The sequence below is a fragment of the Paenibacillus sp. FSL L8-0494 genome, assembly GCF_038003695.1.
In the GTDB taxonomy this organism is placed as follows: Bacteria; Bacillota; Bacilli; order Paenibacillales; family Paenibacillaceae; genus Paenibacillus_AQ; species Paenibacillus_AQ odorifer.
This window is the reverse complement of record NZ_JBBOPQ010000001.1, coordinates 4807784-4823238: the sequence shown is the minus strand read 5'-3', so window position 1 is coordinate 4823238 and position 15455 is coordinate 4807784. Positions and strand designations below refer to the sequence as shown.

Annotated in this window: 10 protein-coding genes and 1 riboswitch; of the genes, 7 read left to right on the top strand and 3 right to left on the bottom strand. The window is 44.8% G+C overall.

Annotated elements, in window-relative coordinates; translation table 11 throughout:
- Window positions 1-13 precede the first annotated feature (13 nt).
- Window positions 14-1600 (bottom strand): AraC family transcriptional regulator, encoded by a 1587-nt coding sequence (locus tag NYE35_RS21930; protein WP_341122042.1) that lies wholly within the window; start codon window positions 1598-1600, stop codon window positions 14-16.
- A gap of 149 nt (window positions 1601-1749) precedes the next feature.
- Here NYE35_RS21930 and NYE35_RS21925 point away from each other — a divergent pair, with 149 nt between their 5' ends.
- The 4 genes from NYE35_RS21925 to NYE35_RS21910 all read left to right on the top strand — a co-directional run bounded on the left by NYE35_RS21925 (window position 1750) and on the right by NYE35_RS21910 (window position 5427).
- Window positions 1750-2109, top strand: coding sequence for a (2Fe-2S) ferredoxin domain-containing protein (locus NYE35_RS21925; protein ID WP_036676102.1), 360 nt, complete (start codon window positions 1750-1752; stop codon window positions 2107-2109).
- A 243-nt stretch (window positions 2110-2352) separates the two neighbouring features.
- Window positions 2353-3507, top strand: a complete 1155-nt coding sequence (locus NYE35_RS21920) for an AI-2E family transporter (protein ID WP_036676105.1) — start codon at window positions 2353-2355, stop codon at window positions 3505-3507.
- 19 nt (window positions 3508-3526) lie between these two features.
- Window positions 3527-4999 (top strand): carboxylesterase/lipase family protein, encoded by a 1473-nt coding sequence (locus tag NYE35_RS21915; protein WP_076273529.1) that lies wholly within the window; start codon window positions 3527-3529, stop codon window positions 4997-4999.
- 23 nt (window positions 5000-5022) lie between these two features.
- The gene (locus NYE35_RS21910) at window positions 5023-5427 is read left to right on the top strand and encodes a VOC family protein (RefSeq protein WP_038572459.1); all 405 of its coding nucleotides are present in this window, start codon (window positions 5023-5025) and stop codon (window positions 5425-5427) included.
- Between the two features lie 48 nt (window positions 5428-5475).
- Here NYE35_RS21910 and NYE35_RS21905 read toward each other — a convergent pair whose 3' ends face one another.
- Window positions 5476-6978, bottom strand: coding sequence for an N-acetylmuramoyl-L-alanine amidase family protein (locus tag NYE35_RS21905; RefSeq protein ID WP_076274169.1), 1503 nt, complete (start codon window positions 6976-6978; stop codon window positions 5476-5478).
- Window positions 6979-7185: 207 nt separating this feature from the next.
- On the bottom strand, window positions 7186-8358 hold the full coding sequence (locus NYE35_RS21900; RefSeq protein WP_341122041.1) for a substrate-binding domain-containing protein: 1173 nt from the start codon (window positions 8356-8358) through the stop codon (window positions 7186-7188).
- Window positions 8359-8567: 209 nt separating this feature from the next.
- Window positions 8568-8716, top strand: a riboswitch (FMN riboswitch).
- Between the two features lie 126 nt (window positions 8717-8842).
- Here NYE35_RS21900 and NYE35_RS21895 point away from each other — a divergent pair.
- The 3 genes from NYE35_RS21895 (at window position 8843) to NYE35_RS21885 (ending at window position 15450) form a co-directional block, all read left to right on the top strand.
- The gene (locus NYE35_RS21895) at window positions 8843-9799 is read left to right on the top strand and encodes a DMT family transporter (RefSeq protein ID WP_076101508.1); all 957 of its coding nucleotides are present in this window, start codon (window positions 8843-8845) and stop codon (window positions 9797-9799) included.
- A 244-nt stretch (window positions 9800-10043) separates the two neighbouring features.
- Window positions 10044-13565 (top strand): glycosyl hydrolase 53 family protein, encoded by a 3522-nt coding sequence (locus NYE35_RS21890; protein WP_341122040.1) that lies wholly within the window; start codon window positions 10044-10046, stop codon window positions 13563-13565.
- Between the two features lie 139 nt (window positions 13566-13704).
- A complete protein-coding gene (locus NYE35_RS21885) occupies window positions 13705-15450 on the top strand; it encodes a sensor histidine kinase (protein ID WP_341122039.1) in 1746 nt (581 codons plus the stop codon).
- Window positions 15451-15455: the final 5 nt, after the last annotated feature.

The window sequence follows — 15455 nt, the reverse complement described above, 5'->3', positions numbered from 1 at the left end:
AGCTTATGCAAATTTATGATGTCATTACCCGTAGCAATTCTTGAAGCTGTGCCTGTGAGGACAGTGGGTCAAATCCGCAGAACATATCAGCCTGGTTCAGAATATATACCCGTCCGTTTCGGACTGCATCTAATTGCTTCCAAGCTTTAGAATGTAGTAGGCGAGTAAAACGTTGTCTTCCCTCAGATGATGAAGGGATGCTAGTGATAATAATATGGTCAGCAGGAAACGATACGATATCCTCAATAGATGCCTCTAAGTACCCGGAATCTGTGATCCCTTTTTCAATAATTACGGAGGGGGGCTTGAAGCCAAGATCACCGTATAGAATTTGGCAACCTCTGCCGAAGCTGCTACTGAAACAGTAGGCGGATCGGGAGCTAACCTCCCACACGATAGCCGTACCTCTCTCCATTCCTATTGCATGGTTTAATAACCCGTTGGCGGTAAGACAAAGTCTGTCATAATGACTTAGCCACTGTTCAGCACGCTGTCGTCGATTCACAACCTCGGCAATCAGAGCAAATTGCTCTCGCCAACTCATTTGCATAAAGGGCAGCTCAATAACCGGAGCAACAGGAGTCAGAATCTTATTGTCGGGTAGACTGTAGCCGATAATGACATCTGGTTTTACCGCAGCTACTGAGTCATAGAGTAATGAAAATTTACCTTCGCTCATTTGAAGCTGTTTGGAAGCGGGAACTTGTTCCAAGCTATGTTGCCATTCGGAATAAACCCCGAGTTGAGGCATGATTTCCAGTACTCGCAGGCTAGCGGTGTGATTATAGTTCAGGGCAACGACCCGTTTATTCTTATTCTGGTAGGCTGTAGGTGAAACGCCAACAAACTGCTTGAATTTTCGGCTCAAATAAGTTCCCTCTTCGTAACCAACCTCATGTGCCAATGTTGTCAGATTGGGAGAACTGGTGAGGATTCGTTGCTGGGCTTTACGGATTCTTAGTAGTGTAATATAAGCACTGAAGGATAGACCTATTGATTTGCGAAAGGTTCGCGAAAAGTGCTCGGGGCTCACTTCAGCTAAAGCAGCCATTTGATCCCGCGTGATATCTTCATTGTAATGAGCTTCTATATACTCAGTCACCCGTTCCATCCAACTGCTTGATCTTTCTTTATGGGATGTCAGTTCACCATGAAGCTCCACGATGAACTGGGTGAATAGCTGCTGGACCCTAAACGGCTTTTGTTTATCAGCGTCTATCCAGGCACTGTAAAGCTCACCTGCCAAGGCTATCAAACGAGTGGAGGCATGGTGGACAGGGGAGTTGTCATTTATAAAAATGTCCTCATTTTTACTCTGGAGTATACAGGAATACTCAATCCATATCCCCTTTAACTGTAATTCAGGTTCCATCTTCAATAAAGAAGAACTACTAAGGGCTATTAAGCTTCCGGCCATGACCTTGTGTATCTTACCGTCTATTTCAAGAAAACCTTTCCCATCCCAGATCATCATAAGGCTGGAATTAGTAGAAGAAATGTTTGAGGCTGTGTAGTTGGTTATTCCCGATAAGCTGATGACCCGAAGGGGCATATAAAAAGGATGGGATGGATAAGGCATCCCGTCGGATTGGATCTGCATGTAGTAATCCCCTTCTTTTCATTGATAATCATTCTCATTTATAGTATAACAGTCTTTCTTACTATTGACTATAATGATGCTTATGATAGTGTTTAAAATAATCCACGAACGGAATAGGGTTAGCTGATAAGAAGGGGTTGAAGTCATCCATGACGACCTGGAATTTACAAGGAACTGTAAGTCACTTATTAATATGTAACGGTAGCAGCTGCAAGAAACACAAAGGTGAAGAGGTAGCTGAAGCGATAGAAGACGAGATTGAGAAGCAGGGCGCACAAAGTCTTATACATACGACTGTGACCCGTTGTAATGGAAGATGTTCAGATGCTTGTGTGGTGATCGCTTATCCCGAAGGTGTGTGGTACAAAGAGATTACACCTAAGCTGGCGAAATCATTAGTGCGGAAACATTTGCAGGGGGAGAAGCTTGAAGATCACTTGTTATACACCTATGATGGACAATTGATTGCTTCAAATGAAAAGGGCGCTAAAGGGAAAAAGAAAAAATAGCAAGGCTTGTAAGTACCTTTTAGCTGCGCTTCTAACCCTGTACAGATGAATATCTCGTGCAGGGTTATTTATTTATAAACAGGGGAGGATTATGATTGAATTGGATTATAACCAGACTCGTAATAGGACTGTGTGCTTAATTAAGGACATCAAATTTGACTTGCAGGGCTAACGTTGACTATGCTATTAAAAAGTGAATGAAATAACACAGTATATATGATGGTTTATAGGGGAGAGGGTACGATGGAGAGGCTGCAGGTGTGGCCAGAGAAGTTCAAAAAATTTTTTCTGAATAATAAATTTGTAGTAGTGCTGCTCATTATGCTGCTGGTTGGAATTAATATTCTGGTATTCTCCAAAATACCGTTTATTTTTAAGCCGATATCAGTATTGCTGCACACCGTGGCCGCACCATTATTACTGGCAGGTATAGCTTATTATTTGCTGAATCCGTTGGTAGATCGGATGGAGAAAAGATCCCGAATAAAACGTGTATATGCAATAATCATCCTATATTTGTTGATTGCTGGACTCATCACGCTGGTTTTGTTTATGGTCATTCCAATTATACGGACTCAGCTATCAGGTTTGATCGACAATTTTCCAAGGTATAGTGAATTAATTCAAGAACGGTTTATGGATCTGACCGGAACGGAGTTCTTTGGGCAAGTTCAAGATAGTATCGGAACGAACCTTAGTGAGATAACATCTAAGATTACGGCGTGGGGCAGTTCTTTTCTGAATAATGCCTTGACGGGTGTTGGCAGCTTTGTAGGAGCCCTTACAGAGATTGTCTTGGCGGTTGTAACGACGCCATTTATTTTGTTCTACTTGCTTCGCGATGGAAAAAAATTGCCGGATTATATTCTGAAGTTTGTACCTACTTCTCTGCAGCCGCAGACTCGTATGGTCATGTCGGAGATGAACAGTCAGGTATCCTCTTACATACGCGGGCAAATTATTGTCAGCTGCTGTATTGGTCTGCTGCTCTATATTGGCTATTTAATCATTGGTTTGGAATACTCTCTCGTTCTGGCTATTGCTGCTGCTTGTACAGCAGTTGTTCCTTATCTGGGCCCGGCAATCGCGATTACACCTGCCCTAATTGTGGCGATGGTCACTTCTCCATTTATGTTGTTGAAGATGATTATCGTGTGGACAGCTGTTCAGCTGATTGAAGGGAAATTTATCTCACCACAGATCATGGGCAAGACGTTGAAGATTCATCCGATAACCATTATTTTTGTAATTATATTCGCAGGTAAAATGTTTGGAATTCTGGGGATTATCCTTGCAGTTCCGGGTTATGCGGTACTTAAGGTGGTATTTACACATCTTTTTGAATGGTTCCGGTTTCGATCCGGCTTATATAAACAGATTGAAGAGAATAAGGAATAATGTGGAAGGGTGAAATGTAATGGGAGCACCAATAGCAGTAACCTCTTATGGTAAGCTTCAAGGAATACAGGAGGGGGACGTGAACATTTGGCGCGGGATCCCTTTTGCAGCTCCACCTGTTGGAGAACTTCGGTTTCGTGCACCACAGCCACCAGAAGCCTGGGATGGGGTTAGAGATGCTTCTGAATTTGGTCCAGTTAGTCATCAGCCAGCGGATACGAGAGGTACTCGGTTCGGTGGCAAGACGCCGCTTCATTCCGAGGATTGTCTGTATTTAAATATTTGGGCGCCAGCAGTTCATGATGAGCCCCTGCCTGTTATGTTCTGGATTCACGGGGGGACGTTTGTGACCGGGGCTGGAAGTCAGCCGCAGTTTGACGGCACAAGCTTCGCTGAACGCGGTAAAGTAATCTTAGTGACCATTAACTATCGGCTGGGTCCATTTGGATTCATGAATTTGTCTCCATTTGGTCATGGGCTTGCTTCTAATCAAGGATTATTGGATCAAATCGCCGCGCTGGAATGGGTAAAGCTGAATATTGCTGCTTTTGGCGGGGATCCGCAGCGGGTAACTGTATTCGGAGAGTCAGCAGGGAGTATGAGTATCGCAGCCCTTTTGGCCATGCCAGCAGCGAAGGGGCTGTTCGCTGGTGCGATTATGCAAAGTGGAGCTGCTCAGACACTGCCTTCCGAGCAGGGGAAGTACATTGCAGCTGCACTACTAGCTGAATTAGGGATTGCTCCAGATGGAGATGCCAGTCTTCTGCAAACATTTTCTTCTGAACAAATTATCGAAGCAGCCGCAAGAATGACTAAAAAATTAACGGGTGGCTCAATAGGTATGTTATTTCAGCCTGTCATTGATGGGGATACACTTCCTGTAGAACCTGCACAGGCTGTGGCAGAAGGATCGGCACAGGGTATTCCGCTATTGATCGGAACCAATCGTGATGAGGGCAACTTGTTCTTCAGAGAAGAATCGCCTGAGGCAGACTTTGACGATTCACTCAAGGCGCTGGAGCAGATGATGGGTACTGGGAGTCTGAAGGAGATTGCGAACCATTATTCATCCTCATGGGAGGGACAAGCCGAAATTCTAACGGATCTTTACTTCTGGGGAACCTCGGTGTCCCTGGCAGAGAACCAACTGAAATATGCACCTGTCTGGATGTACCGTTTTGACGGCACGATCCCAGGTCATCCATTGTTAAATAAAGCTGTGCATAGTGCAGAAATCGTCTATGCCTTTAATAATCTATCTCATCTAACCCATCTTAGGGCAGAAATTAATCCAACGATGCAGAAGTTGGCTGAAGTTATGCATGATGCTTGGATTGCTTTCGCTCATCAAGGAAATCCAGCTACAGCAGAGAGGTTATGGCCGAAATACAATCTGGAGGAACGGGCTACCTTGATCTTTGATGAAGATACGCATGTAGCTTATGATCCTGAGTCAGAGAAACGCAAAAGAATTGTCACTATGCTGGCTTAAGAAGATTGAGAGGCTGAATAAAGATGCAGGTAGAAGGCTTTAACCATGTGACCGTAAATGTCAGTAATTTAGCGAATTCCCTGAATTTCTATACAGGAGTTCTGGGCCTTCAGCTAGTTCATAGAGGTAAAACTGATGCTTATCTGGAATGGGGAAGTGCCTGGATATGTCTTCTTGAAAAGCCTGATTATATGGCGATTGCAGATAAAGTAGTTGGGGTAGACCATATCGCTTTTAGTATTGCAGAGGAACATTTTGAGGAAGCCGTCCAAGTATTGCAAACCCAGAATGTGCCCATAATTAGAGGGCCAATCAAACGGGGAATAGGCTGGACGGTCAATTTTCTAGATCCGGATGGTATACAGCTAGAGCTACATACCTCGAATCTGCGGGAACGAATGAGTGTTTGGAACACAACTACCGAATAAAAGATGGGTGTCCTATCAGCCTGCATGGCTAATGGGACACCCATTTTTTTAACGACCTAAATATTCTTTGATTCCTAAAACTACTGCTTCGGCTATTTTATTCTGGATGTCCGGGGTAAAGAGTAATGCTTCATCCTTGGTATTGCTTAAGTAACCACATTCTAATAATATTGCAGGCATTTTGGTTTCTCTTGTTACATGATAGTTAGCTTGACGAACCCCTCGGTCCTGCAGTCCTGTAGCAACTGCGAGGTATTTGTGAACGGTTTGAGCGAATAATAAGCTATCATTACGTGTGTAATAGGTCTCTGTGCCACTAGGATTACTTTTACTGCCCGCCGGAATACTATTGGCATGAACAGAGATAAATAGATCGGCTTTTACATTGTTGGCGAGGTTAGATCTGTCCTGTAGAGTTGGGTATGTATCGCCACTGCGCGTGAGTATAACCTCGATATTTGGTTCTTTCTTTAGTAATTCTGCAATTTTCAGTGCTGTCGGCAAGGTGAAATCTTTCTCTTTAAGCTTGTTAACACTTGAACTCCCTGGATCTTTCCCTCCATGTCCTGCATCAATGACGATTATCTTCTTGTCTGTGTTGCCGGTAGAAGGTGGAGGAGTTATAACCGGTACTTCTGGTAAGGTGGTTTCAGGAAGCGTAACGCTAGTCCCATTAAGATCCACAATAATAAGTCCATCATTAGCATTTATCAGACTGTAGCTATTAGCGCTGTTTAGATCAATGACGATCCGAATGGTCGATGGGGAACTGCTGAACAATGAATAGCGAACGGCAGAGACATTAGGATAGTCGGTAACCGTTAACTGTCCGCTTTGGTTCTTTCCTACGGAAAGATTCTGATGGAAGTCGGTTCCAAAGCCAGTATTCGGTAAATCCACGACAATTCGGTCTTTGTCTGTCATAGTGAACACGGTAGGTTTTATACTGCCGTTCACTGCAATAACCAGCTGGTTATTGATGAAGCTAAGATTGGTGACTGCAGCCACTGAGCTATTCCCTTCAGTTGCTGTATTCCCGGTTGATCCGCTCTCCGAAGGTGCTGTTGGAGTGGGTTCTGGAACCGTAACTTCCGGATCGCTTCCCCCAACCTCAGGCACTGGAGAGGTTAAATATACGGTTTTGGTTACATTGTCCCAACCGACAGTAGTTCCTGTCTGTTCCCCAACAAATCTTAAAGGAACAAGGGTTGTGCTGCCACTGAGAAACGGAGGGTTGTCCAGTTTGACTTGTTTCCCTGAAGCTTCTGCCATCGTATTATCCACGATCAGTTTTAAAGTAGTTCCCTTTTGCTCAATGATCGCTGTCTTGGCCACATTATCCCATTTCACGGTATAACCAAGCTGCTCCGCAACAACGCGAAGAGGAACCATTACACTGCCATTTACAATTTGTACCTGTGCTTCTTTGGAAATCTTAAGATCGTTGCCGTCTAGGTTGATGTGTGTTTCCGTAGAGCCGGCATAACCAGTTCCTGGATGAACCAGCACCAACAAAAGCAGCAGTAACGCCAAAAAACCAAACTTTTTCATCTGCAATCCCTACCATCCCCGTTTATTGGTCTCTAGCAATTCTTACTTTTTCTTCCTTTGATGCCGTTTAAGGCTCGTATAAAGTATAAACGACAATAGTTTCCAAAAGTTGCGCTCTACAAGCGATAAAAAGGAAAATTTTCGGTATAAAAATAGAAAAAGAGCCTTCCCAAACATTTGGGATAGCTCTCATTCGCTAGAGATATGTTATTTTAACGATGTATAACCTGTTTTCTCTACCAATTTCTGACCTTGAGAAGATTGAATCCAATCCAGAAAGGGTTGAATATTAGGGTTGTCGCTTCCCGCGGTCACTGCATAAAATTCTGTTGCCAATGGGTACTGTCCACTACGAATACTTTCCTTATCTGGTTGGATACCATCGATGGCCAGCAGGGCTATTTCCCCGTTCCGATTCATTTCTGAGGCGTAAAATAAGAAGCTGTAGCCCAGTGCATTTTTATAGTTTCGATAGCTGGAGGTTTGTTGAATGATACCGCTCATAATATCCGCTACGTCTTCTTGAGGCGGCTTCATGAGTGGAGTGTCCTTCATAAACTTTTGCAACATCGTCTGGCTTCCACTATCTTCAGGCCGTTGAAAAGCACGGATTCGGTTATTAGCTCCGCCTACATCTTTCCAATTTGTGATCTTGCCTGCGTAAATATCTTTAAGTTGAGCGGTGGAAAGTCCGGTTACGTCGTTTCGTTTGTTTACAAAAAATACGAAGGCCTCGCGGCCGATCGGCGTAAGCTTCAGTTCGACACCTTTGCGCTTAGCTTCTTTTTGTTGTGCGATTGACGGAGCCGCTACAAATATAATATCGGTTTCTCCTTCAATCAATCTCTTGTAAGCTTCAGGTGTGCTGCTGCAAATTACTTGACTTGTTTGAAAATCATACGGATTATAATAACCCTCAGGATAAGTAGTTTGAACGAAAGCTGAATACAGTGGATAAAGTGCGGTTGCGCCGTCCAATCTTGGAAGATTGCTATCGATATGATAGGAAGAAGGTTCATCCAGATTCACTGCTTTGGTCTTCTCAGCAAAGGGTTCATATTGTAGCAGATTAACCTCCCGATCATCGACCATGGCAATTCTGTTGACGTACGCTTGCTTGATCTCATATCCTGCGGTCGCGAGCAGACTAAGTCCGAGGATAGATAACAATACAATATAGCTTGTTTTTCGTGACAACACATTAAATATGATAAGTACAACATAGATGGCTAATACGATCGCTAAGATTGCCACAAGTGGGGTATAAAACAGCAGTCCTCCGTAAAGCGCAGTAATTATAGCACCTATGAATCCTAAAAAAGCTATTCCTCCAACGGCAAAGATGGAGAACAATAACTTCGTCCAGAATGCTTCTTTCATAACAACCTCCTCGACATGATTACTAAACTATGGAAAAATCAACATATTTTCATTATACAGAAGTTTTTTGGATGAAGCAGTAGAACAATTACGAACAAACATGTAATAAAATGCTGCGAAACATGAAAGTAATGTGTACATTTTCATAAAGTACTGGACGAATGGCAAGAAGAGGTTTATTCTGAGATTGTGAAAAAAACAACGGAATACAAGATTCTCGGGGTAGGGTGAAATTCCCGACCGGCGGTAATGTTCAAAGTGAACTGAGCCCGCGACTCACTTGTTCTGCTTGCAGAGAAGTGACTGATCTGGTGTAAATCCAGAGCCGACGGTAAAGTCCGGATGGGAGAGGATCATAAGATAAAGACGCTAGGAGTCTATCCTTGTACGTCTTTATTGATAATGCCCCCGAGTTTACCTTTTTGGTAATTCGGGGGTTTTTGGTCTCTTATCGAGGGTTTGTATCGACAAGGAGAATGAAATTATGAGTAATGTTACAGCTTCATCATCAACTAAGGTTGGCAGTACATCAGCGCTACGCAGTGGATTTTGGCTCGTTGTGATTGGTGCAGCATTATGGGGCGTTGATCCGCTCTTTCGTATCATCCTGTTAAAATCTTTGACCTCCTCGCAAATTGTTCTTCTGGAGCATGTGGTGCTTTTCTTGGCTGCTTCACCTGTTCTTTGGCGTCACCGGGCGGAGCTTAAAGGAATTGGATTTCGCCAGATTGGTGCTTTATTGATTGTTTCATGGGGAGGTTCTGCCGGGGCGACAATCCTATTTACGATGGCACTTTCCAGTGGGGATTTGAATGCGGTGCTGTTACTGCAAAAGCTTCAGCCAATATTCGCGATCGGTCTCGCTGCTTTAATTCTTAAAGAACGTTTGCCTAAAAATTTCGGACCACTCATTGTGTTGGCACTGGTAGGAACCTATCTGCTGACCTTTGGCTGGAGTATCCCTTTCGGACATGTGAATAACTTTATTGGGGTTAGCAGTCTGATGGCCTTGGGAGCAGCTGCACTGTGGGGCGGATCGACAGTCATGGGACGTTATCTGCTCGGTTCTATGAAATATGAGACAGTGACTTCGCTGCGGTTTATCCTTGCGCTTCCTTTACTGTTCGTTATCACTACGCTAGAAGGTGCACCGTGGCAGATTCATGGCGGGTTTGGTGCATCGGCAGCCATTGCGATTAATCTATTGCTGCAAGCTTTGCTGCCAGGACTTCTTAGTATGTTGTTGTATTACAAAGGGCTTAGCACGACCAAAGCTTCCTTCGCCACATTAGCTGAACTCAGCTTTCCTATGACGGGAGTAATCATCAACTGGATCGTGTTCCAACAGCTGGTCACTATCCCGCAGATTCTCGGATTTGCCTTGATCTGGGTCGCTTTATTCTTTTTATCTAATCAACAGTCCAAACCACAAACGCTCTGAGCAGATTGAAGTGGAATGGTTCTACCTATATAAAGATGATTCGAAGCCGTATGGCTTTCGGATCATCTTTTTTTGTATGTGATTTTACTCCTTGCTTAGATCAAATCGACTGCAAAAACTGCTGAAATGTTTCTAATGTAACATATAGCAGAATTAATAAAGCGTTTACAATTAGGGGGTGCACAAAATGACTGTGCCGCTGAGTACATAATCCATGATTAAATTATTTAGGAGGAAGTAGACATTGAAGAAATCATTTATATTATTTATGATTCTGACCTTTCTTATTTCCCCTTTTACGTTTGGGCCGTCTGCTCAAGCGGCAGGAGATGAGAATATTGCCCTAGGTAAGCCTGCAATATCAGATAGTGAGCTTGCAGGGTATGAAGCGGGTAACGCAGTAGATTCCGATGAATGGAACACACATTGGACGGTGAATGACGGGGGCTTTCCTCATTGGCTGGAAGTAGATTTGCAAGGTGCATATGATTTGTCAGGTGCAACCGTCATCTGGAATGCATGGAGTTACATTAATCAATATACGATTGAAGTATCACGTGATCATAAGGTATGGACAACAGTTGTGGACAAAAGTCAGAGCAGCAGTGTAGAGCAAACTCAGTACAATGCTTTTAAGCTGCGGAATGTTTCTTATGTAAGGGTCAACCTGACTGGCATCAACGGCGGAAAATGGGCAGCCATTAATGATCTGAAGGTCTGGGGTGTTCCCGCAGCCGGCCCGCCGCATGAGCCGGCACAGGGTGAAATACAAACTGTACTGCCAGTACGGTTGGACACGGAAATTGGGCAAGCCCCTGAGCTTCCAAGTGTTGTAACTGTGGTATATAGCAATTCTGACACGGAGGATGCTCAGGTTACTTGGGATGTGATCCTGCCAGCAGAGTATTCCCGTCCCGGAACCTTTACAGTAATCGGTTCTATCTCAGGTACTGTGCAGAAGGCAGTGGCGAAGGTAACAGTAGTAGGTGACAGCAGCACGCCTATTGTCGGATTTGAGAGCATAAATGTCAGCACAATTACGGATGTGCCTGCTTTATTGCCATCAGCGGTAACGGCTATATACGAAGATGGGTCAAGCAAACAGCTGCCTGTAACCTGGGATGACCTTACTGAGGCGGAGTACGCGGTTGAAGGAACTTACAGCGTAATGGGGAAAGTTGCAGGGACAGACCTACAACCCACAGCTGATATTCAGGTTACTCCGCTTGTGCTGCAATCCGGGTTCATAAAAGGTGCGGACATTTCCACACTGGAAGCGATTGAGGATGCCGGTGGAAAGTATTACGACAATGGAGTAGAAAAGGATTTGCTGGATATTCTTAAAAGCCGGGGTGTAAATTACATTCGGCTGCGTTTATGGAATGATCCTCAGGAAGCTGGCGGCTATAATGACCGTGAGCATGTTGTGGAAATGGCGCAGCGCGTCAAAGCCAAAGGGTTTAAGCTGTTGCTTGATTTCCATTATTCTGATTTCTGGGCTGACCCCGGAAAGCAAAACAAGCCGGGAGCATGGGCGGATTACTCCTATGATGAATTGAAGCAAGCGGTATATGACTATACCAAAGATGTTATGGATGAGCTAAAGGAAAAGGGAGCTTCACCCGATATGGTCCAAATCGGAAATGAGATTAATGGTGGCTTGTTATGGCCTGACGGCAAATCCTATGATCAAGAGAATGCTTTTGAGAAGGTTGTTCCGCTTCTAGAGAGTGGAGTGAAGGGAGTTAGAGACAGCCAGAGTGCAGATCAGGATATCAAAATTATGATCCATCTTGCTGAAGGTGGCAAAAATGATATGTTTCGTTGGTTCTTTGACGAATTAACGAAGCGGAATCTTGATTATGACGTGATCGGCGCGTCCTTTTATCCGTATTGGAGCGGAACGATGGATAGCCTGCAGTTTAACTTGGACGATATCTCTAAACGATATGGTAAAGAAGTGATTGTGACGGAAACCGCATATCCTTACACGTTGCAGGACGGCGACAACTTTGAGAATAACATCGCCCGCCAAGATCAGCTAGACGGCAGTGGCTTCCCAGCTACGGTTGCAGGTCAAATGGCTGAGGTCAAAACAGTAATGAATGTATTGTCCAAAGTACCCGATGGTAAAGGAACAGGCTTGTTCTATTGGGAACCAGCTTGGATTCCAGTGCAAGGTGTAGGCTGGAAGGTAGGCGAAGGAAATGCTTGGGAGAATCAGGCAATGTTCGATTTTGCAGGGAATGCACTCTCTTCATTAAATGTCTTCAAAACCCCGGTGGCCGGTGAGGGGGGCGAAGAGGAACCCGGAACGGGAGGGAATCCCGGCACTGGTGAGGAACCCGGAACGGGAGGGAATCCCGGCACTGGCGGGGAACCCGGAACGGGAGGGAATCCCGGCACTGGTGAGGAACCCGGAACGGGAGGGAATCCCGGCACTGGCGGGGAACCCGGAACGGGAGGGAATCCTGGCACTGGCGAGAAACCCGGAACGGGAGGGAATCCCGGCACTGGTGGGGAACCCGGAACAGGAGTTAATCCTGATCCTGTCATCACGGTCAGAGATTCAAGCGTTGTAAATTCAGCAAATAAAGCAGTGGTCGAACATACAGCGGCAGGACAACTTCAGGTGAAGGCACAAGCAGGAATTTCCGGCATAGCTGATATCACGCTAAGTATAGAGGATATCAATAAGGCGCTGTCGACGCTTCCGGCGGATGAAAAACTGGTTATTTCTGTTCTGCCATCGACGGGAGAGCTTAAGGGAGCAGTCGTTCATCTTCCGTTGAGTTCTATACTAGTGCAGGGCAAACATCCTCAAATAGTAATTGTATATGGTGCGGCTTCTATTACGGTTTCTACGGAAGCTAGTGCAGGAATTATAAAGACGGGAGCTAAGGAACTAACGCTCTCACTGGTTCAGGTAGCTGCGCCAACCTTGCCTTCAGCATTAGCAACTGGAGCAAAAGACTACCCGGCCTATAACATCCATGTGTCAGTAGACGGGACTTCTATCGATGTTTTCAAAAAAGGAGCAATATCGGTAGCCTTCCACTACAAGCTGAAGCTCGGGGAGCAGAGCCAGCGGATTGCTGTTTATTCGATACTTGCTGATGGAAAACTCGAAGTTATCAAAGCTGTGCGTTACAACCCAACCGCGGAACAGATTATGTTTAATCCAAGTCATTTCAGCATTTATGCTGCGGGGTACGCAGAGGTGGGGTACACAGATTTAAAAGCAGCAGATTGGGCCACGTTAGCGATTGAATCCTTGACGGCTAAAAGGATCGTGCAAGGAATAGGAAACGGGATCTTTAATCCGCAAGGGGAGGTTACACGCGCTGAATTTGTCAGCATGCTGCTGTCCGCGCTGGAGCTAAAAGCAGAAAGAGGAACAGGCAGTTTTAAAGATGTGAACCTTGATGCGTGGTATAGCTCTGCTGTGATTACTGCTGGGAAATTGGGTGTTGTACAAGGACAAGCGGATGGCACTTTTGGCCCGAATGATAAATTGTCCCGTGAAGAAATGGCAGCTATTTCGTATCGTGCGCTTAAGTTGGCGGAGAAAGTGAACGGTCAGACGGATGTGAACGTTATTTCTTTTAAAGATAAAGACCTGATCTCGTTGTATGCCAGTGAAGGGATCACAGCGCTTGCGCAGGCTGGGATTATCAATGGATTCGAAGATGGCAATTTCCGTCCGCAAGCCTATACAACACGCGCTGAAGCGGCTTATATCATACTCAATCTTTTGCAGCAATAATAGGCAGACAGGCAATAACTGTGCTCGAAAAGGCAGTTAGGGCCTGTCTTTACCACATTTTTTAGATATTTATCTTTTCGCAAGTAGGGATTGTTTGTACAATAGGGGCTATGACATTTGAGCCGGAGAGTGAAAGAACGTGTATAGATATAATTTATTTACCAAAATCGTGTGTATCATGGTCATTATGCTGATCCCGATAACCATCCTTTACTTCTATTCCAATAAAACGACCACGGATGTGCTGCGTACGGAGTTAAATACTTCGAATAATAATCAGCTTAGTTTTTTTCTGAATCAGGTAGAAAGTAATATGGAGTTATTGTCCTCGTGGCCGATTCTGCTGATCCATGATCCTGATATCCTCAGCCTTAAGGACACTTATCTGGAAAAAGGGCGTTTGAATCTGGATACGATAAACCTGATCAAACGGATTCAGACCAAAATCAGCATTCAAGAAAGCTCCTCCAATTGGAAGAGTAAGCTGTATTTATACTCCCCGTCCATTCATCGTATGGTATCTGAAAATGATGCGAAGTTATACGAAGATGAGGATCTGAAGCGGGAAGTGAAGTCGGGCTGGCATGTGGAGAAGATTGAAGGGCAGGAGGGTGACCGCTTCGTATTCTCGTGGTTTTCTTTTACACCTTTTATGTCAGAATTCGCTCCGGAAAAAGTCAAAACGGTTATGAAGGTAGAGTTCGACAGCCGGAACATAGAAGATATGCTGGATAAATTCAAAAGTGATGGCAGAAGAGACCCTTTTTATTATAAGCAGGGAACAGGACTTATTTTTAACCGCAGTGCCGACAAGGTGTTAGCTAAAGAATTGGTAGACAGGCTGGAAGAGACCCAGCTGAAGCCTAGTGAGAACCGCACGGTCAAAATAGAAGGTGAATCCTACAGTGTAAATATCGTCTATTCGGACAAAATGGGCTGGTATTTGATCGACTATATGCCGCTGACTGAAATCCTACATCCAATCCTGACCTCTAATCGTTTATTTTATTTTGCGATCAGTGCTTTGTTGTTAATGAGCTGTCTCGTAGCCTATCTGTTATATGTTCAAGTGCAGGTGCCTATAAGGTTATTGGTTGGAGGCTTTCAACGGTTGAAGCAAGGGGATTATTCTGCGCGAGTGGAGATTAAAGGGAAGAATGAATTCAGCTTCCTGTCCGGCCGGTTTAACAGTATGGTAGAACAGATTCAGATGCTGATCGAGAATGTGCTGATGGAGAAAATCCATGTTCGCGAAGCCCGCTTAAAGCAGCTTCAATCACAGATAAATCCACATTTTTTCTATAATTGCTTCTCCTTTATTACAAGTATGGCGAAGCTCGATAATATGGGGGCAGTCGTTGGGATGTCGCATAATTTGTCCCGATATTACAGATACACCACTCGTCAGGAACGTGATTTGGTTGCGCTGTCTGAAGAGGTGGAATTTGTGAATCATTATCTGGAGATCCAGAAGATGAGGATGAGCAGACTTCGTTATGAGATCAATATCCCACCGCAAATGCGCAAAAGAGAGCTTCCGCCGCTCGTACTGCAGCCTTTGGTGGAGAATGCGGTTATACATGGAATTGAGCCCGTCGCCAAAGAGGGACTGGTGCGGATTACGGGTTCATGTGTAGGCAGAGAAATGACGCTTACGGTTGAGGATGATGGTCAGGGCATGACGCCAGAGGGAATTATAGAACTGGAAAATAAACTAAGCAGGGCGATGGATGAAGAAATGGGCTGCGGTTTATGGAATGTGCATCAGAGAATGCGGCTGCGTTTTGGGGAGACGTCTGGCTTGCGCATCTCGCCTTCTCCGCTTGGAGGATTACAGGTGACACTGCAGTGGTTGCTGCCCAACACAGACAATGAAATGGAATGACATCT

Bases quoted from the DNA above. Each gene is read 5' to 3' on its own strand.
- NYE35_RS21930 (WP_341122042.1), bottom strand. From the start codon at position 1,600: ATGCAGATCCAATCCGACGGGATGCCTTATCCATCCCATCCTTTTTAT.
- NYE35_RS21925 (WP_036676102.1), top strand. From the start codon at position 1,750: ATGACGACCTGGAATTTACAAGGAACTGTAAGTCACTTATTAATATGT.
- NYE35_RS21920 (WP_036676105.1), top strand. From the start codon at position 2,353: ATGGAGAGGCTGCAGGTGTGGCCAGAGAAGTTCAAAAAATTTTTTCTG.
- NYE35_RS21915 (WP_076273529.1), top strand. From the start codon at position 3,527: ATGGGAGCACCAATAGCAGTAACCTCTTATGGTAAGCTTCAAGGAATA.
- NYE35_RS21910 (WP_038572459.1), top strand. From the start codon at position 5,023: ATGCAGGTAGAAGGCTTTAACCATGTGACCGTAAATGTCAGTAATTTA.
- NYE35_RS21905 (WP_076274169.1), bottom strand. From the start codon at position 6,978: ATGAAAAAGTTTGGTTTTTTGGCGTTACTGCTGCTTTTGTTGGTGCTG.
- NYE35_RS21900 (WP_341122041.1), bottom strand. From the start codon at position 8,358: ATGAAAGAAGCATTCTGGACGAAGTTATTGTTCTCCATCTTTGCCGTT.
- NYE35_RS21895 (WP_076101508.1), top strand. From the start codon at position 8,843: ATGAGTAATGTTACAGCTTCATCATCAACTAAGGTTGGCAGTACATCA.